Annotated in this window: 19 protein-coding genes and 1 tRNA gene; 3 read left to right on the top strand and 17 right to left on the bottom strand. The window is 63.5% G+C overall.

Annotated features, from left to right (window positions below; genetic code table 11):
• Positions 1-67: 67 nt before the first annotated feature.
• Positions 68-1,825, bottom strand: coding sequence for an FAD-dependent oxidoreductase (locus ACW4QM_RS04175; RefSeq protein ID WP_418914851.1), 1,758 nt, complete (start codon positions 1,823-1,825; stop codon positions 68-70).
• 289 nt (positions 1,826-2,114) lie between these two features.
• Here ACW4QM_RS04175 and ACW4QM_RS04170 point away from each other — a divergent pair, with 289 nt between their 5' ends.
• Positions 2,115-3,590, top strand: coding sequence for a helix-turn-helix transcriptional regulator (locus ACW4QM_RS04170; protein WP_418914852.1), 1,476 nt, complete (start codon positions 2,115-2,117; stop codon positions 3,588-3,590).
• On the opposite strand, the gene ACW4QM_RS04165 is transcribed toward ACW4QM_RS04170, so the two are convergent.
• From ACW4QM_RS04165 to ACW4QM_RS04125, 9 genes are all read right to left on the bottom strand, one after another.
• Positions 3,591-4,493 (bottom strand): peptidoglycan-binding domain-containing protein, encoded by a 903-nt coding sequence (locus ACW4QM_RS04165; protein WP_302011352.1) that lies wholly within the window; start codon positions 4,491-4,493, stop codon positions 3,591-3,593.
• Position 4,494: 1 nt separating this feature from the next.
• Positions 4,495-5,550 (bottom strand): polyprenyl synthetase family protein, encoded by a 1,056-nt coding sequence (locus ACW4QM_RS04160; RefSeq protein ID WP_452040686.1) that lies wholly within the window; start codon positions 5,548-5,550, stop codon positions 4,495-4,497.
• Between the two features lie 161 nt (positions 5,551-5,711).
• Positions 5,712-6,572, bottom strand: a complete 861-nt coding sequence (locus ACW4QM_RS04155; protein ID WP_302383719.1) for an Rpn family recombination-promoting nuclease/putative transposase — start codon at positions 6,570-6,572, stop codon at positions 5,712-5,714.
• Between the two features lie 173 nt (positions 6,573-6,745).
• On the bottom strand, positions 6,746-7,477 hold the full coding sequence (locus ACW4QM_RS04150; protein ID WP_418381821.1) for a hypothetical protein: 732 nt from the start codon (positions 7,475-7,477) through the stop codon (positions 6,746-6,748).
• Between the two features lie 20 nt (positions 7,478-7,497).
• Positions 7,498-8,232 carry a molecular chaperone TorD family protein gene (locus ACW4QM_RS04145; protein WP_114549272.1) on the bottom strand — a complete coding sequence of 245 codons (735 nt, stop codon included), beginning with the start codon at positions 8,230-8,232 and terminating at the stop codon, positions 7,498-7,500.
• A gap of 68 nt (positions 8,233-8,300) precedes the next feature.
• Positions 8,301-8,963, bottom strand: coding sequence for a 4Fe-4S dicluster domain-containing protein (locus ACW4QM_RS04140; protein ID WP_114549271.1), 663 nt, complete (start codon positions 8,961-8,963; stop codon positions 8,301-8,303).
• A 14-nt stretch (positions 8,964-8,977) separates the two neighbouring features.
• Positions 8,978-11,458, bottom strand: coding sequence for a molybdopterin-containing oxidoreductase family protein (locus ACW4QM_RS04135; RefSeq protein WP_161127590.1), 2,481 nt, complete (start codon positions 11,456-11,458; stop codon positions 8,978-8,980).
• A gap of 314 nt (positions 11,459-11,772) precedes the next feature.
• Positions 11,773-12,483, bottom strand: a complete 711-nt coding sequence (locus ACW4QM_RS04130) for a response regulator transcription factor (protein ID WP_455798212.1) — start codon at positions 12,481-12,483, stop codon at positions 11,773-11,775.
• A 105-nt stretch (positions 12,484-12,588) separates the two neighbouring features.
• Positions 12,589-14,304, bottom strand: coding sequence for an ATP-binding protein (locus ACW4QM_RS04125; protein WP_161127588.1), 1,716 nt, complete (start codon positions 14,302-14,304; stop codon positions 12,589-12,591).
• 235 nt (positions 14,305-14,539) lie between these two features.
• Here ACW4QM_RS04125 and ACW4QM_RS04120 point away from each other — a divergent pair, with 235 nt between their 5' ends.
• Together ACW4QM_RS04120 and ACW4QM_RS04115 are read left to right on the top strand one after the other, a co-directional pair.
• Complete coding sequence (locus tag ACW4QM_RS04120; protein ID WP_022740649.1) at positions 14,540-15,211, top strand: sortase; 672 nt, start codon at positions 14,540-14,542, stop codon at positions 15,209-15,211.
• An 87-nt stretch (positions 15,212-15,298) separates the two neighbouring features.
• Positions 15,299-15,381, top strand: a tRNA-Leu gene (locus tag ACW4QM_RS04115).
• Here the strand turns inward: ACW4QM_RS04115 and ACW4QM_RS04110 are convergent.
• The 7 genes from ACW4QM_RS04110 to ACW4QM_RS04080 all read right to left on the bottom strand — a co-directional run bounded on the left by ACW4QM_RS04110 (position 15,382) and on the right by ACW4QM_RS04080 (position 21,349).
• The gene (locus ACW4QM_RS04110) at positions 15,382-16,332 is read right to left on the bottom strand and encodes a Ppx/GppA phosphatase family protein (protein ID WP_161127587.1); all 951 of its coding nucleotides are present in this window, start codon (positions 16,330-16,332) and stop codon (positions 15,382-15,384) included.
• A 25-nt stretch (positions 16,333-16,357) separates the two neighbouring features.
• Complete coding sequence (locus ACW4QM_RS04105; protein ID WP_227070408.1) at positions 16,358-17,296, bottom strand: FtsB family cell division protein; 939 nt, start codon at positions 17,294-17,296, stop codon at positions 16,358-16,360.
• Between the two features lie 99 nt (positions 17,297-17,395).
• Positions 17,396-17,776 carry a metal-dependent transcriptional regulator gene (locus tag ACW4QM_RS04100; RefSeq protein ID WP_022740652.1) on the bottom strand — a complete coding sequence of 127 codons (381 nt, stop codon included), beginning with the start codon at positions 17,774-17,776 and terminating at the stop codon, positions 17,396-17,398.
• Positions 17,777-17,885: 109 nt separating this feature from the next.
• On the bottom strand, positions 17,886-18,188 hold the full coding sequence (locus tag ACW4QM_RS04095) for a hypothetical protein (RefSeq protein WP_114548841.1): 303 nt from the start codon (positions 18,186-18,188) through the stop codon (positions 17,886-17,888).
• A 16-nt stretch (positions 18,189-18,204) separates the two neighbouring features.
• Positions 18,205-20,541 carry a ferrous iron transporter B gene (feoB, locus tag ACW4QM_RS04090; protein WP_114548842.1) on the bottom strand — a complete coding sequence of 779 codons (2,337 nt, stop codon included), beginning with the start codon at positions 20,539-20,541 and terminating at the stop codon, positions 18,205-18,207.
• Between the two features lie 148 nt (positions 20,542-20,689).
• Positions 20,690-20,920 carry a FeoA family protein gene (locus ACW4QM_RS04085; protein ID WP_114548843.1) on the bottom strand — a complete coding sequence of 77 codons (231 nt, stop codon included), beginning with the start codon at positions 20,918-20,920 and terminating at the stop codon, positions 20,690-20,692.
• Positions 20,921-21,067: 147 nt separating this feature from the next.
• Complete coding sequence (locus ACW4QM_RS04080; RefSeq protein WP_225885503.1) at positions 21,068-21,349, bottom strand: FeoA family protein; 282 nt, start codon at positions 21,347-21,349, stop codon at positions 21,068-21,070.
• Positions 21,350-21,471 lie beyond the last annotated feature (122 nt).

Genomic DNA, 21,471 nt, shown 5'->3' with positions numbered 1-21,471 from the left:
GTAAAAAGCCGCGGCACCCGCAGGGAGGAACGGGTGCCGCGGCGTCTCGAAGATGGCAGTCGCTAACTTACTTCTCGGCCAGCATCTTGCCGACCATACGGCCGAAGGTGGCGCAGCGCCCGGCGTTGAAGCCGGCGGCCAAGTTCGGGTAGGTGCCCGCGTAGTAGCAGCCCTGGTCGTTGCCGACGACATAGACACCCTCGATGGGGGCGCCGTCCTCGCCGTAGGGCTGCAGATCGTCGTTTACCTGGATGCCGTCCAGCGTGCACAGCGTCAGGCCGCAGTTCTTCACCGAACCGTAGAACGGCGGCGTCTTGATGGCCGACAGGCGGAAGGCCTCCTTGCCGAACTGCGGATCGACGCCGGCCTCGTAGTTCTTGGTTTGCTGGGCGCAGGTGTCCAGGAACACCTGCTTGTCATCGCCCGTAAAGCCGAGCTTGTCGGCCAGCTCCTCAAGGGTATCGGCCTTCTGGATGAAGCCGGCCTCGACGAAGGCCTCCATCTCGGGCTCGATCCACTCCTCCAGCATCCCGGGGAAGGCGTCGTGGTCGCTGCCGCCCTCGGGCTGCATGTAGATGGTGGAGCAGCCCACCGTGTGGAAGACGGGGATGTACTGCTTCCAATCGCCGTCCCAGATCTGATGCCAGTAACGCTCAGCCGCAGGGCGCTTCGACGATGCGTTCATCACGTAGTCGTAGGGAGCGCTCTCGTTGTGGAAGCGCGCGCCGTGTGGATCGACCCGCAGGAAGGGCTGGGAGGCGTAGAAGAAGTACCCGTAGGAGTCGCCGCCGATCTCATAGGGATGCGCGATCTCCTGATCCGCCGTCAGCAGGCAGCGGTTAAACGTGAGGGAGGTGTGCACCTCATCCATCTTCGCGCCGGCCCACATAAGCGCCTTGATGCCGTCGCCGGTGCAGGAGGGGAAGGCGTCGAAGGTGCCCAGGCACGAGTAGCGCGTGGGCTGCAGGGCCTGGTACATGTCCTGATTGCAGGCGTAGCCTCCCGTGGCCACCACGACGCCCTTGGCGGCATTGATGCGGATCATGCCGTCCGGCCCTTCGGCATAGGCGCCCACTACCTTGCCGTCTTCCACGATGAGGTTCTTCATGGGCGTGTTGAAGCGGATCTCGCAGCCGTCGAAGGAGGTGAGGTAGTTGTTCAGGCACTCGGACACCTGCGGCTCGCGCTCGGCGTAGCCGGCACCGTCGCGACCGTTGGTGCCGTGGCCGGTGGGCCAGTCCTTGTAGAAGGTGCCCTTGGGCATGTTCCACTCAAGCTGAACCTCAAGGCCGTCCTTGGCGATGACGTCGGCGTACCAGTCGATGGCCTCTCCGGAGTTCTCGGCCCACTTGCGGTAGAGGGACGAGTGCACCTGGCCGTCGGCGTAGCGATCCATGTCGTTCATGATCTCCATGGGATCGATGGCGGCCGCCTCGCCCACCTCCTGCTGGAAACGGGAGTTCACCGCGCCCAGTGCCGAGGAGCGCACGCCGTTGCCGGCGGACGACTTCTCGATGAGCAGCGTTTTGGCCCCGTTCTCGGCGGCAGCGCACGCGGCGAAATAGCCCGACGTTCCCGCGCCGATGACGAGCACGTCGCACTCGATGGTCTCCGCGCAATCACCATCGCTGATGGCGGGCGCTTCGCCGAGCCAGTCGGGCGCGCCGGAAGCCGAGGCGGTGTCCTCTTCGGTCGCAGCTCCCTCGGTCGGCGCCTCCGCCGGCGTCTTCGGGGAGCAGCCGGCCAGAGCGCCTGCAGCAGCCAGCGACCCCAGGGCGGCGGCGCCGGTCAGAAACGAGCGGCGGGAAAGCGAAGATTCAGTCATGATAGTTCCTCCTTTAGCTCCTTCGGCCGTGGTGCTGTTTGTCGCAGAGGCCCATCCCCTGCGAGCGCAACCGAACGTACCCGGCCGAAATCCCTCCCTTGAGATTTCAAGGTGGACTCAGTGTGGCACCGACAACATAGACAAACATCGCCTAAAGGCTGGGTTTTCATCCGTTTTCACCTACAATAGGTGAGGGTGATAGACCCCATGGAAGCCTATGATGGTTCCGCAAGAGCGCTTTCAGGGAGGGAACGTGACGAAACCGAAAACGAAAGCAACGGCACAAAGCTTGACGAGACTCGAGAGGACGCTGAAGGTGCGCTATCTCGGCATCGGATTTCTCTGGGCGTGGGTCTACGGATCCTTCGAGACCTTCGCAGTCTTTCCGGAGCGCGCGGGCATCGGCATCAACGCCGACAGTTCCTGGCTCGCCTCGGCTGTCGTTGTGACGCTCACGCTTTTCGTTTTGGGATTCGTCCTAGGGAGGCGCCAGACCATGGCGCCCCCCTGGCTCACCGTCGCAGCGGGAGTGGCAACGGCGGCAGGAACGCTTCTCTCGGGACTGGCGGCCGCCGAGGGGATTCTTGCGCCAGCAGTGGTCAGCGGCGCGCTTACGGGGCTCGGCACGGGCGCTCTTTACGTACTGTGGGGACAGGCCTTGGCAGCGCTGGACATCGAAAGCTCCGAAGTCGCCATCCCGGCTGCTTCCCTTATCATGCTCGGCTGCGCTTTGGTTCTCCCCTACTTGCCAAGCACCGTCGGCATCCTGGCGACCGCCTCTTTGCCTCTCGCGTCGGGCCTTATGCTGCTGGCCACCTATCGAGATATTCCACCAGTTGAAAACGCAAGCGTCGCAACAGACGGCCTGCGCCGGCCGGCGCTCTTTACCCTCGCCCGCATCGCCGCGCTGCTTTTCCTCTCATATTTCGTCATCGGATGCTCTGGCGCGCTGCAAGCGAACGCCGACGCGCCCTTCATTGATTGGGGCATCGACATCGCCACCGTCATCGGCTCAATCTGCGGCATCGCCCTCGTGGTCGGCATCGTACTGTTCGCCGCACGTCCAAGTTTCGACGGACTCTTTCGGCTCATTGCCCCGCTCGTTGCCATCGCCCTTGCCCTCCTGCCGTGGGCAGATCTGTGGGCCGTTGCTCTCTCCACGAGCCTTGTTGCCATTGCGGACACCACGCTTACCATCGCCGCAGTGCTTTTCGTGGTGACAGCGGCCAAAAGCAATGGGGCAAAAGCAGCTCTCGGCATCGGCGTAGCGGAAGGGTCGCTGCAGCTGGGTGTTCTGGCGGGCAACCTCGCCGGGCGTGCCTTGAGCGAGATGACCTCCATCGAGCCATTGGGGTTGTTCGCCATCGCCCTGGGTCTTTTGGTCGTGTTTTCCCTCTCCTGGCTGGGATACCCCACCAACCGCTCCTCTGTGCTTGAGATCTCCGCTGCTCACAACACCGCTCCGCGCAATGAGGCCGTCCTGCCGATTGGCAGGATCGACAAGCCAGATGACCCCGGCGAGGCAGGCAGCATCACCTCTAGCGCCGACACGACCATCGACGGCATCTGCCAGCGCCTCACCGAGGAGCACGGTCTGTCGGGCCGCGAGGCGGAAATTCTCGGCTACCTGGCGCGCGGGCGCAGCCAACCTTACATCCGCGAGGAGCTGGTGCTTTCGAAGAACACCGTGGCCACCCACGTCAAGCATATCTACCAGAAGCTTGGCGTTCACTCCCGTCAGGAGCTGCTCGACCTGTTCGAGTAGCTACTCCTGCAGCGCGGAGCAGAGGGCGTCGAGCAGCGTAATGGCGTAATGCTGGGCGGAGCGCTCCGGGCCGGCTTCCAGCCAAACGGTGCCGGGGAGCAACACCGACACGCGGGGCCAGCTCGCATCGCGGGCCACGTCGACGGCCGAGGCCAGACGCAGCGCCAGCGTACCTTCCTCCTCGTAGGACACCAGCGGCACTCCGACCTCGGCATCCGTCGCTTCCAACAGCACGTGCACAAGCATCATTGACGCATCCGGCGGTACCGACAGCGCATCGGCGCTGATGATCTTGGAGGCCGGGTTGGTCGCCTGGGCCACGTTCGACATGCGCGAAGCCACGGCGCGGGAGAACTCGTCGGTGCCGAACAGGCACACGGCGTTGCGTTCCAGCACGTCGGCGGCGCGGGCGAAGCCCAGATGGCGCACGGGCCCGTGGGTCGCCTCCTTGCCAACCCAGGAATGGGCCAGGTTGCGCAGAGCCGCGTAGGTGTAGGCTCCGGCAATGCCATCGGAAGGCAGCCCCAGGTTCAGCTGGAAGCGACGCAGCGCCTCCTCGGTATGGGCGCCGAAGATGGCGTCACGTGTACCGTAGAAGAACCCGAGCGCGCCGAGCGCCTGCTGCAATTCCAGCACGTCATGACCGTGGAAGTAGGGCATGCGCAAGTACAACGTGCGGTCGCCCAAGTTGTAGGTGGCATCCACCAAAGCGGCCCACACCTTCTCGGTCACATCCTCACTCGGCGGCAGTGCCGACGCGGCAAGGAAATCAGCCAATGCGGCGGCGGTAGCGTCGTCGAAGGTGCCAGTGATGGCATCCTCGGGAAGGTGCCCGATGCGGGCCAGGCGCGTCTGCACGTCCTCGACGGCAGCGCCGGTGTCATTTCTTTTGATAGGCTCCATGTTACTTCAACCTGTTCACAAACCAGTCGGCCATGGATACGAGCAAATCGCGATACGGCGAGGGAGGCAGCGCCCCGGCCAGTCGCGCCTTAGCATTCAGCGTAAGATCCTCAGCGAAGGTGCGGGCGTAGTCGATGGATCCCGTTTTCTCCATAATGGCCACGGCCTCGGCGAGCACCTCCGGATCGCGCTCCTTCGAGGACAGAATCTCGACGAGACGCTCTCGGGCCGCAGGCTCGGTGTTCTGCAGAGCGTGCACGACAACGAGCGTGCGCTTTCCCTCAGTGATGTCGCTGCGGAAGTCCTTCTTCTTGGCCTCGTCAGTGCCCACGAGGTTCAGTAGATCGTCCTGAATCTGGAAGGCGAGGCCCGTGTCAAGCCCGTAGCTGCGCAGGGCCTCCACCACCTCGTCGGAGGCGCCCCCCACGATGGCGCCCACGGCCAGCGGCACCGCGCCGGAATAGTGGGCCGTTTTGTGGATGGCCATGGTGAGGTAGTCCTCGGGCGTGATGTCGTAGCGGCCGTCGCGGGCCCAGCCCAGATCGAGCGCCTGGCCCTCCACCGTGCGGCAGGTCATGGCGATGAGCTCCTTGATAACGCGCACCTTCACGGCGTCTTCCAAAAGCGGGTCGTTCACCACCGGACCGTTTACCATGGAAAGAGCCAGATCCCCCATGTTGATGGCCAGCCCCAGCCCCTCGGTAAGGTGCAGGCAGGGCTCGCCGCGGCGCAGCTCGGCCTCGTCGGCGATGTCGTCGTGGATGAGGGCCGCGGAATGGAAGTGCTCAATGGCCGCGGCGGTGGTGGCGGCACGGTTGGGGTCGCCGCCCACGGCCAGACAGGCCGCGAAGCAAATGAGCGGACGATGACGCTTGCCCGCGTTCTCGCTGTAATGATAGAGCGGATCGTACAGGTAGCGGTCCATATCCCCGTGAGTCCCATGGGGAATGTAGCTGTTGATCAGCTCCCCGACCGGATCGGCGTAGGCTTTCAAATAGTCTTCGAACGTGGCGGGCGTCTCTTCGACGCTGGCGAGGATTTCTGAGATGTTCTTCATAGCGCTTTCTTGCCAGAGGGCGGTCGTTTCAGCATCGAACCATAATACCACGGGCACCAAGGCCCGCGCCGCGCGATCAGCCCACCGACAAGAATGTAAGATTTGGCGGCGAGGAGCGACGCCGGCACCATGGCCCTAAGCAGCGTAAGGGCACGACTGCCCTACAGATCGAACTCCCGAAAGAGCTCGTCTCGCCGGACGGGATCGGATGCCGCTTGCGCGAGATCGTCGACGCGGCCGGCCTCGATGAGCCGGGACGCCAGGGCGGCGAACCGCGCGGAGCCCTCCTCGAGGCCTTCTTGGCGGCCTTCTTGGCGGCCTTCCTCGCGCGCCTCCTCGCAGGCGATGCGGCCGTTTATGCGCTCGCGCCGCGCGGCGTTCTCCACGATCGTGCTCACCGACCACACCTTGTCCACCCACTCTCGATCCTCGTTGGCCCGCCCGACCGCCTCCTCTATCTTGCGCGAGAGCGAACCCAGGGCCTTGCCCGTCTGGGCATATCTTAGCAGATCGAGCAGGTCCCCGCCCGGCGCGTCCTCCCACGCCCGGGCGTTCAGCGCGAGCCAGTGCGAGGCATTCCCGAGCCGCAATTCGGGGACCTCGTCGCATCGGCGCTCGAGGTGGTAGACGGGCAGGTCGTACCCGAAGGGATCCTGGCTGCACAGGAAGACGACGAAGCTCTCGGGCAGCCGGTCGTAGTCGTCCCCGGCGGGAAGCTCCCTCACGTCCAGGACAGCCTGGTAGTACCGGAAGCGCTTCCCGAGCAGGGGCTCCCGCTGCGCCTGCATCTCCAGGTCGTAGACCCGCTCGCCCGACCCGCGCTCCCTGGCGTACACGTCCATGCGGACGCCGTGGCTCTCCGGGGCGGGGTCGAGCACCTGCTCGGCGTTCAGGTAGTCGATGCGCACGGCCTCGATGCCCAGCACGGCCCTGATGACATCGCGACATATCGACTCGTCGGTCATGACCCTCCCGAACATCCAGCTGTTGGTGAAATCGACCCTTCTTTGGCGCTCCCGCATGACTCCTCCTCCATCGGACTTGCAGCATGAGCCTAACAGAGCCGAGCCGTAGAAATGACGCGGGAATGTCCCGTTTCGTTCCTCGCGCCGACCGCAGTCGCGTCGCAAAATGAAGCGGGCCCCGGCGAAAAAAGCCAGGGCCCGCTCTTGGGAGACTATTCGATTCGTATCAGCTAGACGGCGCAGTCCCCGGTCTCGAGATCGAAGCCCGATGCAGCATCCAGGGCACCGACCGCTGCAACAGCGCGGCGGTCGACAAACGCCCGGCGGACGCGCAGCACGGCGTAGGCGCCAAAGATCACCGTGTACATGACCACACTTGCCACAGCGGCCTCGCCGCCCTGGCTCGCCGCCGGCGCCAGCATCAGCATGAGGTGCACGTACACCAAGCCGAAGAACACATAGGCCCACCGCTGCAGGCGCTTCCAGCTATCGGTGCGCATGCGGCGCTTTACGAAGGCGAAAGAGGTCACGCCCAGCACCAGCAGAAGCACGAGCAGCGCGAGCGCTACCACCAGGGCGCTCACCACATTCACCCCCAGCGTGCCGCCGAGTCGCGGAGCGTAGGAGCCCAAATACACCGCCATATGCCCGCAAGCCAAAATGCATGCGATAATGGACAACTCGCTGCGCACCGGCTTAAGCCACTGATGCACCTTCGATCCCTTGGCGAACACACCGATGTACATGACCACCACAAACAGCGCCAGCGACAGCACACACTTGCCCATGAGCAGCGTAAGCGGCCCCATTACAACACGGGGGAGCAGCCCCTCGACGCCAATGACGTAGGCCACGTCAGCCGCCACAGCCAGTACGTAAAACGCCACCGGCCACTTATGCAGCGGCGTGCGCAGAGCCAGGCAAGCCGCCACCGTCACCGCCAAAACCATAAGGAATGTCATTGCTTGCTCCTCACCCTCGCCTATGCCGCACGCTCAGCAAGCGTTGCCAGCAGAAAACGCCCGTACGCCGCCAGCGCGCCATAGAAGCGCTCGGCCGCCGGGTCCACCTTGCCCGCCTGCGCGAGGCGTTCGACCTCTTCAGCCGTGCGCGTCAGGAAATCCGGCAGCCACAAAGCCGCGTGGTCTCGAACGAAATCAGCAACCCGACCCCGCCAAAGCGCCACGGCCTCTTCATCTTCCGCCTCTAAAGAAGCCGCCTCGCTGCCAAGGAGAAACGAGAGGAACGCCCATTCGTTCCACGCGCTGTCGCACGGCTCGGTCTCGGCGTCCTTCGGCAGAACGCCGCTCTCACGCATGGTTTTCTCGACACGCAGGGTCAGCGCCGTACGGAACAGCGCCGGCGCTCCGGGCAACCCCTCGCGAACGTGCACAAACGCGCTCTCGTAGGGAAAAATGGCCACTCCGCTTCCTTGGCGCGCGTACAGCAGCGACCATGCGCGGCGCAATGCGGCCCCGAGCGCCTCAGCATCTTCGTCGGCAGCGCACACGAAGCCTTCGCAAAGCGCCTCAATGTCACCAGCGCGCCCGTCATCACGCGCTGCCGCCACGTCTTTCGCGCAGCCAACCGCGTCGTCGTGCACCGATCCGCTCGCCACCGCTGCCGCCACATCGTTGTCAGGAAAGCGCGTCAGCGCGCTCATCAATTCGCAACCGTCGGCCAAGCCGACAACTTTCCTCATATCCTCTGCGCTCACGAAGCCTCCTTACAAAGAGGCGGGCGCCGTACTTTCCGACGCCCGCCCTGCCGTTTCCAGATACGCGCTTACTTCAAGTAGTAGACACTCGGGTTCGTCCCCGCCGACTCCAGCATGAGGTGATAGTCGCGGCCCTCGATGGCCTTCGACACCTCAGATTCCGGATCGTCCAAATCGCCCCAGTAGCGGGCGCGGGCCGGGCACAGCTGCATGCAGGCCGGCACATCTCCGCGATCGACGAGGTTCTTGCAGAACGTGCACTTCTCCACCGTCCCGGCCTTGTGGGGCGGGGCGTCGAACTCGCCGACCTCAACCTCAAGGTAATACTCGGGGTTGTCGCTGATAAGGGTGCGGACGCCCTCGTAGGGGCACGCCTTGATGCAGGACTCGCACCCGATGCACAGATCCGTATCAACGAACACGATGCCGTCCTCGCGCTGCTGGGTTGCGCCAGTGGGGCACACGCTCAGGCAGGCCGGATCAGCACAGTGCTGGCACTGCATGGGCAGGAAGTTCAGCGTGCAATTGGGGAAGGTGCCGCCGGCGTTGTCGTTGGCAAGGGCGCCGCGGGACACGGCGGTACCAATGGTGTCGAAATCGTCATCGGTCTTGGTGTACACGACGTTGTACGTCAGCTCCTTCGGCAGATTGTTCGCTATCTTGCACGCCGCAGCGCACGCCTGGCATCCGATGCAGCGACGAAGGTCGATCGCCATTCCGTATCGAGTCATCTATCTCAGCCTCCCTAGAGCTTCTCGATGGCCACAGCGCAGTCGAAGTAGGACTGGTTTCTGCAGGCCTGGTTGTATTCGTTGAAGGTCGTACGAGCAAGGTCGCCGTCAATGTGCTCGCGCGTCAGGAAGCTGCGCGGGCAGTGAACCGCCTTGCGCTGCTCACCGGGATTGAGGACGGCCAGCATGGTAACCGATCCGCGGTCGTTGTAGAGACGGACGGTATCTCCCTCTTCGATACCCAGCTCGGCGGCATCTTCCGGATTGATACGGCACACCGGTGCGGCCTCGAACTCCTTCAGATAATCGACGTCGTACCACTGAGTGTGGGCGCGGGTGCGCATATGCTCGCAGCAGATGGTGAAGGGGTACTTCTCGCGGATGGGGTTGGAAAGATCGGCCTCGCGCGCCGGCTCCCAGAAGACCGACAGCTTTTCCTTCTCCAAATCCAGCTCCTGGCCCATCATGTAGTCGGGCTTGGGATCCTCGCGGTAGAACATGGCGCGTCCCGTAGGCGTTCCGAAAACAGCGCCCTCGAAGGCGATGGTGGGATCGTTGTCGCAACGCAAGTAATTCTTCTCGCGGATCTTGTCGATAGTGATCCCCTTCTCCTTCCCATAGGGAGTGGAGAGAAGGACATTCAAGTACTCGTCGGCCGTGAACTGGAAGAAGTCACCGTATCCCATAGCCTCGGCGATGAGCTTGTAAATCTCGAAGTCCGGCTTGCTCTCGTACAGGGGCTCGACGGCCTTCTCGTTCCACAGCAGATAGGGGTTGCAGTAGTAGCGGACGCGCAAATCCTCAGTCTCGAACCAGTGGCAAGCAGGCAGCAGGATGTCAGCGTACAGCGCCGTGTCGTTCATGGTCATGTCCTGGATGACAATGAACTCGATCGCATTCATGAGCTCGAGGGTCTTGTTCTGATCCGTCTGATTCGAGACGACGTTGGTGCAGGAAGCGTAGAAGGACTTGATGGGGAAATCCTCGCCAAGCTTCTTGCCCGTGTGCACAATGTTGTTGCAGAAGTCGGTCCAGTTAAGAATAGCGCCGACTCCCTGAGGCACTTCACCCGAGGCGCTCGGCATCGTGATGCATGCCTGCACATTGCCCTCGCCGAAGTTCGGCTCGCCGGTGAACAGACCCGATCCCGAACGACCCATCTGGCCAGACACGAGCAGAAGCGAGTTGATGCACTTCGAGCTGTACATGCCGTTGTTGTAGTGGTTCAGACCGAACTTCATGTCCGTCTGAACATCGCCTTCCTGCGTGTAGAGGTGCGCGAGGTGCTGGATGTCCTCGACGCTCACGCCGGTCACCTCGGAGGTGTGCTCCAGCGTCCACGGCTCAACCGCTTCCCGCACCAGCTCCATCTCCGTGCGCACCGCGATGCCCTGGATGGGGGCAACCCCGCCGAGCGCAGGCTTGACGGCCTGTGCCAGGGGCACAGCGCTGGAAGTCTCCTCGTCCCACACCACGTAGGGGTCGACGGGAACTTCCTCGCCCTGAGCGTTGGTCGCAGTCTCGGTCGGCTCCACGCCCAAGTCGCTCATGCGCAGGAATTTACCGTCCTCCTTGATCAGCAGGGGAGCCTCGGTGTGATCGCGCAGGAAGTCGGTCGCTTCCCAGCCCTGCTCGAAGATCTCGTGGATAGCGCCGAGCGCCAGGGCGCCGTCGGTAGCCGGATGCACCGGGATGAACCAGTCGGCCTTCGAGGGCATGACGCGATAGGCGATATCGATCACCACAAGCTCGGTGCCCGCATCGCGCGCCTCCAGGAAGAAGTGTGCGAGCTGCTTCTGGGACACCGCCGTGTCGCCGCCCCAAATTACATGGTGCTTGGCGTTAATAGCGTCCGAGCTGCGATTGCCATAGGGGCCGGCTCCAAACACGTAGGCCCAGGACATCGGCGTAGCAATATCGCGGTCCGGCAGGACACGGCTCGCGCCCATGACGTTCAGCAGGCGAGCCATAATGGAGCCCTCCGGGGCGCCGCCGCCGAGAGTACCGGTGTTGCCGCTGCCCAGGAACATGGCAATGGACTTCGGGCCGAACTCCTCGGTGTAGCCCTTCCATTTCTCGGCGATCTCAGCAATCGCCTCATCCCAGCTAATGCGCTCGAACTCGCCACTGCCGCGCTCACCTACACGACGCATGGGGTACTGCAGTCGCTCGGCGCTGTACACGCGGGCGGGTTGGACAAGGCCCTTCGGGCAGATACGGTCGAACTCGGGGCCGTCATCGAAGTGACCCGCAGTCGTGCGCACCACGCGACCGTCGCGCACATGGACGTTCAGGTAGCAGCCCTGACCGCACTGGGCACGGCACGCGCCCGAGTAGATCTTCGTCTCCGGAACCTCTACCGTCTCCTCGCCCGTTTCCGCCAGCGTCTCCTTGGCGGGGGCGCAGCCGACGAGCGCGCCGGTGGCCGTCAGCGCGGCCGCTCCCTTGATGAAATTTCTGCGCGAGAAACTCATGCCCGTTGTCTGTTCGGTCATGTCCTGACTCCTCTCTCTCCCTCGCATGTTGACGAGGACGTTCGCCAGGGAGGGGGTGGCTCGCGTCCTCGCCCGCGTGAAAAGTCTCCTCTTTGGACTTTTCGATACTGCCATTATGCCGAGGTGCGCCGATTAATAGCGATACGCTATGCCTAAGCTTTAGGTTAAATTGACCTTAACAGGAGATTAAGTGGCCAATCGACAAGCATTCCGAACAGGGCGTTTTAGGATTTGGCGATGTTTCATTTTAGGATTTGGCGCTCGGCGCGACCCGGAGCGGCCCGCATGATCCACACGATCGCCACAGCCTGTGCCTACCCCAAGGTGTCGGCCATTTTGTAACCAACGCGCTGCACCGTCAGCAGGTATTTGGGCTCGCTGGGGTTCTCCTCTATCTTCTCGCGTATCTTGCGCACGAACACGGTGATGGAGTTCGAGTGCGCGTCCACCTCCCCTTCGCCCCAGATGTACTCCTGAATCTGACCGCGCGTGAACACCTTACCCGGGTGCGTCGCCAAAAAGGCCACGATCTCGAACTCCTTGGTAGTCAAATTCGCAGGAACACCGTGCACAAGCACCTGGCACTCGTCGAAACGCACCTCCAAGTCGCCGATAGTCACCGATCCGTCGCGGGTCGTGCAGCGAGCGAAATCAATCGTATCTTTGTGACGGCGGATGTGGGCCTCGATACGCAAAATAAGCTCGGTGGCGTCGAAGGGCTTCGTCACGTAGTCGTCACCCCCGGCCCTAAACCCAATGGACTTGTCCACAATGTCGTTTTTCGCCGACAGGAAGATAATGGGAATGCGCCGCCCCTCGGCGCGGATACGCGTGCACAAATCGAACCCATTCATACCCGGCAGCATAACGTCTAAAAGCAGCAAGTCCGGTTTCTCGGCGGCAAGCATTTCCATCCCCGACTCGGCGTCAGTGGCCCCGCAATACTCGTAGCCGTTCTTCGTGAGCAGCTTCTCGATGGCCATATGCAGGCTCTCCTCGTCATCGATGAGCATGACCTTGTACACAGCCGCCTCCTCGTCTCTCGCGTTCCGCGGCCTTCGAGGCGCCACACCCCGCGACCGCCGATCCTAGACCCGCGTTTCCTGCGGGCGCAGGTGGCTCCGAGCCGCCTACTCGTCCTCGTCCAACTCTACCACAGCCTTGACGGGAATGCGCACGGTAAACGCACTTCCACACCCCAGTTCGCTTTCCACCCCCACGGTGTAGCCCTGGGCCGCGGCGTACTCGCGAACGAGCGCCAGACCCAGCCCGCTGCCGCCGTAAATGCGCGTGGTAGAGCTATCCACCTGGAAGAACCGGTCGAAAATGCGCTCCTGATTCTCCTTGGCGATGCCGATGCCGTTATCGGACACCGTCACCAGCACATCTCCGGTTTCCTCCTCGCGCATCGCGGAAAGGGACACCGTGCCCCCAGCCGGCGTGAACTTCACTGCATTGCTGCCCAAGTTCTCCAGAATGCGCATCATCTTCTCGTAATCGCCGGAAACGAGCGGGACATCCGGAGCCACCGTCGTCGCCAGCGTTACCCGCGCCCCCACAGCCAGAGGGCCGATGGTGCTCTGCGCCGACGCCACGATGTCGCCCAGATCCATCAGCTCCATAGACACCGCCATCGCCCCCGCGTCCGACCGGGCGATATCCAGCATGTCGTTGATCATCCCCAAAAGCACCGAGCTCGACTTGCGCACCTCTTCCCAGCTGCGACGCTCCTCCTCGTCGGCCCCGCCCGACTCCAACGCAATTTGGGCGAGCGTGATGATGGAGGTGAGCGGCGTGCGCAGCTCATGGTTCACCATAGAGAGCAAATCGCTCTTCACCTGGGATTCCTTCGCCAGTTTCTCACTTAAGGCCTCCAGGTTATCGCGCTGGGCAGCCAACTCCTCGTTGGCTCGGCGCAAGTCCTGGGTACGCGCCTCCACCTGCTCCTCGAGCTCCTCGTAGGTAACGCTCAGCTCGCGGGACATGACATTGAAGCGATCGATGAGACTCGCCACCTCGCGCGCCGTGCCCGCGTCGTCCATGGATTGCCGAAGACGTCCTTCGCCCACTTCCCCGAACGCCCTCTTCATAGCCTCAAGCGGCCGCAGCACGAACACGGTCATGAGCCCGAACACCACGATGCCGATGAAGGTGGCCAGAAGCAGGAAGAAGCCCACGTCGCGGACAACGTTTTCCCGCAGGGCCTGATACTGCTGCTCCAGCGGAATGACGATGCTGATGGCGCCCCCGACGGAGTCCAGCGTCCAGCCCTCCTTGGGAAAGCCGGTGACATCGATCTCCCCGGCCGGTTCGCCATGGCACTCAAGGCAGCTCTCGTTTACCCTGAGCGCCTGCACATAGCGGAACTGCGCGGCGCCGTTGTCGGCCGAAGTTTGGGCGCGGTCGACCTCGGCCGGGTCGTCGCTCACAATGCGGAAGAACTCCTGAGTGTCCTTTTGCTCGTTGAACAGGGCCAGCGCCTCGGTTTCGAAGGCATCGGGCTTGTCCTGAGCCCGGCGCGGCTCGAAGTTCGTGTAGCGGATGGAGTAGTTGTTGCCCGCCGAGAAGATGGCGCCGACGCTCTTGCCGACGATGGCGCAGTGCAGCCCCTTGAACTCGTAGACGCCCGTCGTTGTGTTGTTGATGGTGTGCTGGGAGTTGTCCATGAACTCCCACACGGCGTCCATCTCGCGCGCGAAGGTGCGCGCCTCCTCGGCGAGCGAGTCCTCCATGTTCTGGGTTTGCATGCGGATGTCGAAGAGCGTGAACACCGCGGTGGCCACCACGAACACGAAGGTGAGCACGAGCAGCGATACCACTCGCAAGCTGATATTGCGTATCCTCATGGCCACCCCCTCGCACCGACAAGATTCTCCAAGTTCCCATGGTAACCCGACGCCCATGCACCGCAGCCTAAGTTTTGCCTAAGCTTTCGATTAACAGGATATTAAGGGATGAGGGGTGGAAATCTTGACGGGAAGTCGATAAAGTGAGGGCGAAAGCTTCGGCGCGCTCCTTGTTCCCTGTCGGCGGCGCGCATCTGGGCTGCACCGAGAAAGCATCGTGGAAAGGAAGAGCCTCGTGAGCCTTCGCCCCCTCCTCGCATCGCGAAAGGCAGCCAGGGCCTTTGCCCTGGTTCTCGCGGTGTGCCTGGGGCTGTCCATCATGCTGGGAGCCGCCGCGCCCGAAAGCGATGCCGACGAGGTGCCGCCCTTCCGCTTCACGGGGCGCATGGGCCAGGGCGTGTGCGACACCTTGTGGGTGTGGGCCCACCACCTTGATGAGGCCCGCCAGGATGTGCTCACCGAGCAATCCCTGCAAGCGGCGCGCCGGGCCGAGCCCGCACCTTCGGCCGACGACGACAGAACGCCCAATGCCGCAAGCAGCCTCATCTGCTTCCTCGGCGAGGAAGTGCCCTATCGCCAGGGCGAGCCAGCCGACATCACCGCGCCCGACGGCTACGCCAGCACCTGGGTGGGCACCGGGTGCGTCTCCGACAACGCGAACACCTACTTTATCGGCCACAACCCCGGCGTCTTCGAGCGCGTCATGGATTTGGAAATCGGCGACAAGATCACCGTGTTCGACGACGACGGCGCCTCGCGTACCTACTACGTCTTCGACACGCTCTTTCTGCCCAACGGGTCGAACTACTTCGTCTACGAGGGCCGCATCGCGCCGACCGGCGAGACCATCACCCTGCAGACCTGCACCGGAGACAACCAGCGGGTGCGCTGCGTCATGGCCCGCTAGGGGCGACGGGCGCGAACGTCGCGCGAAGCGCTCTCTTGTCGTGATATCATGCGTACATTCGCCGTTATCGGACGGCACACGATACGCGGGGGCGTGGCGGAATTGGCATACGCAGCGGACTTAAAATCCGCCTCTTCGGATTGTGGGTTCGAGTCCCACCGCCCCTACCATCAATCTTCCCGGGCGGCCTCGAAGATCATGCCGTGGAGGATGTCCGATTCGCTGGCCGTGTAGGCGTCGGCGCCGGCCAGAGCCAGCACCTCTTCCAAAATGACGAATCCGGCCACGATGACGCCGGCGCGCTTCGGGTCGAGGCCCACCGTGGCCTTGCGCTCTTCCAGCGGCTCGGCGGCCAGACGTTCCTCGATGGCCGCAAGCTCTCCAGCAGCGACAACGGCCTTGTGCACGCGGGAGGAATCGTAGACCTCCATGGCCTCGCGGATGCTCACGACGCTCGTGGCCGTGCCGGCCACGGCCACCACGCGGTCGATGGCGAACCCGGCGGTGGCCAAGCCTTCGAAATACGGCGCCATGGTCTCGCGAATCCACTGACGGGCCGCATCCATCTGGTCTGGCGTCGGCGGATCGTCGCGGAAGAACCGCTCCGTCACGCGACGGCACCCGATGTTGAAGGAATGGGAAGCAACGGGATCCTCGCCGAAGCGGCCGGCCACCACCTCCGTCGAGCCGCCGCCGATATCGACGACGAGCAGGTTCTCGCCGGGGAAATCGCTGGAAGCGCCCAAGAACGTGAGCTGCGCCTCACGGGAGCCGGGGATCACCGCCAACGTGATGCCGCGCTCTGCCAAGCGGGCCGCGAACTCGGGACCGTTGGCCGCATCGCGGGAGGCTGAGGTGGCCATGGCGATGAGCCGTCGCACGGGATGCTCGGGGGTATCGTAACGTGCGAGCACCTCCAAGTAGCGATCCACGCAGGCGAGCACCCGCTCGATAGCCGCCTCGGACAGGCGCCCCGTAGCGTCCACGCCCACGCCTAGATCGGTGATGGCGTACTCCTTGTCCACGTCGATGATGCGTCCGTCCTCCACGTCCGCCACAAGAAGACGGCAGGTCACCGTCCCGATATCCAAGGCCCCATAGCGCCCATCAGCGTACGTCATATCGTGCTCCTGTCGATGTTCAACCTTATTCCACGCCGAAGAGGGGATCGAGGAGATCCGAGTACCAGGTGTCGGGGGCGGTTATATCCTCGGAAACGATGTTGCCGCGGAACTCGGAGGCCTCGTCCTTTTCGTCCAGCCCGCTCACGGACACGGCGTGCTCGCCCTCGTGCACCCAGCCGAGCTGCGTGCGGGCCGCGTCCTCGATGCCGGCCTCGGTGGAAAGGGCATCCACCGACGCCTCAATGGCGGCGTTGCGCTCCGTGACGGCCTCGTACTCGGCGGCGAGGCGGTCTCGCTCGCGGATGTCCTGGTAGAGCTGCTGGGCCGGCCCGTAGAGGAAAGCCGCCCCCAGCCCCAGGCACAGAACCGTGGCGCAGGTGACGATGAAAGGCGCCCGAGTAAAGAAAGGAGCTTTCGCCTCGGGCATCTTGACGCGCCCAGAGGCGCCCGATTCCTTCTGCTGCATCCGAGACGAACGGCGGTGCGACGAGCCCATCTCGCCTTTGTACACGGCGGCGCGCGGACCGGCTTGGGAGGCGTCCGAGGGCTTGCCGGCCTCGTACTGGCGATAGTAGGCGCGACCCGCCCGCTCTTTCGCGCGCTGGCGGCGCTTCTTGCCGAACCGGGAGGTCAGGCGGCCCAAGGGCCCCAAGGGGGCTTCCAGCTCCTCGTCATCGACATCTGCGGCGCGCGCGGCCCCGCGCGATTCCAAAGAGCCCGGCCCGCGGTGGGCGTCGCTCATGGAAAGGGGCGCGTAGCGAGAACCGGACGCCGGCGCGGCGAACGACCGGGCCGAAGAGCGCCCGGCGCTTGCGGCTCGACCGGACACGCGCACCTCGAAATCCGGGTCATCGGCGAAGCGGCCGGCATGGGCGCGCACAGGCGGCGTCTGGCGCGCACGACGATCCGACGCAACGCGTCGCGCTGTGTCGAAGGAAACGATATTCGCCTGTCGTGGCACGGGAGTTCGCTCGTCCTTTCGCTGCCGGGGTTCGTTTCTGGTGCGGGTAGTCAGTCGAAAGCGGGTAGATTATCGGTCAGGCGCCGAGGCGCCCCTTGTTCACAAGTCGAGGCTGCGGACGAACGCGCCCCATTTCTCGAAGGAGGCATCGCTGATGGCGTGTTCCATCTGGCAGGCCTCGACTTCCGCCACCTCGGGTTCGATCCCCAAGGCCTTGGTCAGAAAGTCGAAGAGCATGCGATGGCGGTCGAGCACCGACCGACCGTAGGCGTAGCCCGCCTCGGTCAGCGTGATGTCGCCGTAGTGCGGTTGCACGACCAGCTCCTGCTCCTTCAGAGCGGAGATGGCCTTGTTCACCGACGCTTTGGAAACGCCCAGCTTGTTGGCCACATCCACCGAGCGCACGGGCGCGTCGGTCGTGCCGCCCAGCATGACGATGGCCTCGAGGTAATCCTCGTGGGACATGGACGTTTTCACCACAGCAATCTCCTTATCGAACAAGTCAGATCATCATAGCACGGCGCGCGAAGAAAAAAGAGGCTCGGAGCCGAAACTTCCGAGCCTCTTTCACATTGTCTTCGCCAAACGGTTACGGACGGCGCGGCGCCTGATCCCCCACGGCCTTGGCGGCGGCTTGGGCCATGGCCTCGGCCGCCTGGCAGCACGGCGGCATCTCGTCACCGGCACCCGTGCCGTTGATGCGGCTTGAAACGATCGGTCGAACGGCCGAAGCGCAATGGGAGCAGCCGGCGCAGCCCCCTTCCCCATCGCCGCAGTGGTCGCCGCAGTCGCACAGGCCGCGGCGCGTCATGCGCCGGATGGCGAGCACCGCCAGGGCCAGGATGACCAGAAGGATGACGACAGTGGGGAAATTGAGGCTGAGCTCTTGCATGATAGTTCCTTACGACTTAGGCGTTCTTGCTCGCCGTTTCAAGCTTGCCCGCACCCTTGGGCTTGGCGGCCGGACGGAACAGCAGGTACAGCATGCCCGCGGCCACCACGACAGCCAGGGCCGTGAACGGACCGAAGGTGATCTCGCCGGCGATCAGGCCGCCGAACTGGTAGATCATAAGACCGACGCACCAGGCGAAGGCGCACATGTAGCCGATAGCGGCCCAGGTCCACTTCGCCGACATCATCTGGCGACGGATAGTGCCGATGGCCGCGAAGCACGGCGCGCACAAAAGATTGAAGGCGCAGAAGGCCATGATGGCCGCCGAGCTGCCGCCGAGCATGGCGGCAAACGAGGCCCACAGCGACGGGTCGGTCTCGCCGATTTCCTCGCCGAGGCTCGTGATGACGCCCACGGTGGCCACGACGTTCTCCTTGGCCACAAGACCCGTGATGGAGGTGACGGTAGATTCCCAGTTGCCGAAGCCGAGCGGCGCGAAGATCCAGGCGAGCAGGTTGCCGAGGCCGGCCATGAGGCTGTACTGGATATAGTCGTCAACCTCGGGGTCGAGCAGGCCGAAGGAGCCCTCGTAGAAGCCGAAGTTCAGCAGGAACCAGATGACCATAGAGGACAGGAAGATGATGGTACCGGCTTTCACCACGTAGCTGCGCACGCGCTCCCACATGGAAAGCAGCACGTTCTTCACCGTGGGCAGATGGTATTGGGGAAGCTCCATGATGAAGGGGGCGACCTCGCCGGAGAAGGCGCGGAACTTCTTCAGGATAATGCAGGACAAGATGATGGCGAACAGCCCCAGGAAGTAGAAGACGGGCGCGACCCACCAGGTTGCCTCGTAGTCGCCGCCGGCCAGGGCGCCGAAGACGAGCGCGATGATGGGCAGCTTGGCGCCGCAGGGGATCATGGTCGTCGTCATGATGGTCATACGGCGGTCCTTCTCGTTCTCGATGGTCTTGGTGGCCATGACCGCGGGCACACCGCAGCCGGAGGCAATGAGCATTGGGATGAAGGATTTGCCGGACAGACCGAAGCGGCGGAACACGCGGTCCATGATGAAGGCGACGCGGGCCATGTATCCGCAGCCCTCCAAGAAGCCGAGCAGGATGAACAGCACGATCAGCTGCGGGATGAAGCCGATGACGGCGCCCACGCCGGCGATGATGCCGTCCAGCACGAGCGACTGCACCCAGGGAGCGGCGCCGATGGATTCAAGCCAGCCGCCCACCACGACGGGCACGCCCACGTGGTAGAGGCCGTAGTCGGCCGGATCGGGCTCCTCCAACCCGCCGGCCTCGAAGGCAGCCACGCCCTCGTCGGTCTCGAGGATGCCCTCGAACTCCTCGACGGCGGCCTCGTACTGTTCGGTGCCGGTGTAGAGCCAGCCGTCGCCGAACAGGCCGTCGTTGGCCCAGTCGGTCACGATGGTGCCCACGGTGGACACCGAGATGTAGTACACGAGGAACATGATGACGATGAAGATCGGGATGCCCAGGATGCGGTTGGTGACCACGCGGTCGATCTTCTGGGTGGTGGTCATGGTCTTCGGAGACTTCCTCACGCAGGCGTCACAGACCTCCGTGATATTGTCGTAACGCTCGTTGGTGATGATGGACTCGGCGTCGTCGTCCTCCGCATCTTCCAGACGCTCGCGGATGGCGGCGATCTTCGAGAGCGCGGCGGCCGGCAGGTTCAGCGCGTCGATGGTGAGCTGCTCGCCTTCCAGGAGTTTGATGGCGTACCAGCGAGCATGGCGGCCCTTGATGGCCGCGCCGGCCACGTCGATGACCTGGGCTAAGGCCTCTTCCACCTCGTTGGTGAAGCGCAGGGTGGTCGCAGGGGCGGCGCCCTTCTTGCCCGCCTCGATGGCGGCCTTCACGACCTCCTCCATGCCGCGGCCCTTGAGCGCCGAGGTCGGCACCACCGGGCAGCCCAAGCGCTTGGCAAGGGCATCGACGTCGATCTTATCGCCGTTTTTCTCCACGAGATCCATCATGTTGAGGGCCACGACGGTGGGGATGCCCAGATCGATGATCTGGGTGGTGAGGTAGAGGTTGCGCTCGAGATTCGTCGCGTCCACCAGATTGATGACCGCGTCCGGCTTGCCACTCATGAGGTAGTCGCGGGTGACGATCTCCTCGGGGGTGTAGGGCGAGAGCGAGTACACGCCGGGCAGATCGGTGATGACCACCTCCTTATCGGCGCGGTAGCGGCCCTCCTTCTTTTCAACGGTCACGCCGGGCCAGTTTCCCACGTACTGGTTCGCGCCGGTCAGATCGTTGAACATGGTCGTCTTGCCGCAATTGGGGTTGCCGGCAAGGGCAATGTTGATAGCCATGATCAGCCTTTCCTTCTCCAAAAAAAACCGTTGTTCGCCGGGCCCTTCTCGCGCCTCCCAATGCGCGCCGCGGCGAAGACAGAAGTTAGATAAAACTAACTAGAGGGGAGAAAAAATGCGCCCTCGGGCGCAGGGGGGTGCGGTTCCCCTAGGATACGAGCACGTTTTGCGCCTCGTCCTTGCGAAGCGACAACTCGAACCCGCGGACAGTCACCTCGATGGGGTCTCCCAAAGGCGCCACCTTGCGCACGTAGATATCGGTGCCCTTGGTGATGCCCATATCCATGATGCGGCGCTTGATGGCGCCCTCGCCCACCAGGCGGCGCACCGACGCCGATTGCCCCACGGGCACATCGCGCAGGGTCTTGTCCTCAGCCATGTTCTTCCTTTCTGTCCTCTCGGCGATTCCGGTTGATTGGGTCGGCACGACAACGCAGGCGCCCCGCGGCGTCCGTCATTGCGATCGCGCGACGACGCGAACGCCTCTTGACGCCCATCTTTGCGGGCGCGCGACGGGCGTGCCTTCTTATGAAACGATGATCTTCGCGGCCACCGATTTATCGAGCGCCACACTCGCGCCCTTGATCTCCACGATGAAGTTTCCTGCCTGCTCGGAAACGACGGACACCTTCGCTCCCTCGACAAACCCGAGGTTCTCGAGATGATGGTGCACATCGCCCTTTCCCCGCACGCGGACAACTTGAGCGGCATCGCCGCGACGCAGGAACGTCAGCGGCATCGGCTGGCACGACGCGCCCGCGCTGCTGGCCCGGCAGACGGCGCTCTCCATAACCATCGCATTGCTCATGATGACTCCAATCAATGTTAGCTGCATGCAACATTGTATTGTAGCCAAAAGTTAGACTATGTAAACCCTAAAAGTTTGCTTTTTCATACTTTGTCACGTGAGCGCGAAACTCGCACAGTCCG

This window comes from Adlercreutzia sp. CNCM I-6207 (assembly GCF_977072305.1).
This window is presented reverse-complemented; position numbering and strand designations above follow the sequence as displayed.

Bases quoted from the DNA above. Each gene is read 5' to 3' on its own strand.
- ACW4QM_RS04175 (WP_418914851.1), bottom strand. From the start codon at position 1,825: ATGACTGAATCTTCGCTTTCCCGCCGCTCGTTTCTGACCGGCGCCGCC.
- ACW4QM_RS04165 (WP_302011352.1), bottom strand. From the start codon at position 4,493: ATGGAGCCTATCAAAAGAAATGACACCGGCGCTGCCGTCGAGGACGTG.
- ACW4QM_RS04160 (WP_452040686.1), bottom strand. From the start codon at position 5,550: ATGAAGAACATCTCAGAAATCCTCGCCAGCGTCGAAGAGACGCCCGCC.
- ACW4QM_RS04155 (WP_302383719.1), bottom strand. From the start codon at position 6,572: ATGCGGGAGCGCCAAAGAAGGGTCGATTTCACCAACAGCTGGATGTTC.
- ACW4QM_RS04150 (WP_418381821.1), bottom strand. From the start codon at position 7,477: ATGACATTCCTTATGGTTTTGGCGGTGACGGTGGCGGCTTGCCTGGCT.
- ACW4QM_RS04140 (WP_114549271.1), bottom strand. From the start codon at position 8,963: ATGACTCGATACGGAATGGCGATCGACCTTCGTCGCTGCATCGGATGC.
- ACW4QM_RS04135 (WP_161127590.1), bottom strand. From the start codon at position 11,458: ATGACCGAACAGACAACGGGCATGAGTTTCTCGCGCAGAAATTTCATC.
- ACW4QM_RS04125 (WP_161127588.1), bottom strand. From the start codon at position 14,304: ATGAGGATACGCAATATCAGCTTGCGAGTGGTATCGCTGCTCGTGCTC.
- ACW4QM_RS04110 (WP_161127587.1), bottom strand. From the start codon at position 16,332: ATGACGTACGCTGATGGGCGCTATGGGGCCTTGGATATCGGGACGGTG.
- ACW4QM_RS04095 (WP_114548841.1), bottom strand. From the start codon at position 18,188: ATGCAAGAGCTCAGCCTCAATTTCCCCACTGTCGTCATCCTTCTGGTC.
- feoB (WP_114548842.1), bottom strand. From the start codon at position 20,541: ATGGCTATCAACATTGCCCTTGCCGGCAACCCCAATTGCGGCAAGACG.
- ACW4QM_RS04085 (WP_114548843.1), bottom strand. From the start codon at position 20,920: ATGGCTGAGGACAAGACCCTGCGCGATGTGCCCGTGGGGCAATCGGCG.
- ACW4QM_RS04080 (WP_225885503.1), bottom strand. From the start codon at position 21,349: ATGAGCAATGCGATGGTTATGGAGAGCGCCGTCTGCCGGGCCAGCAGC.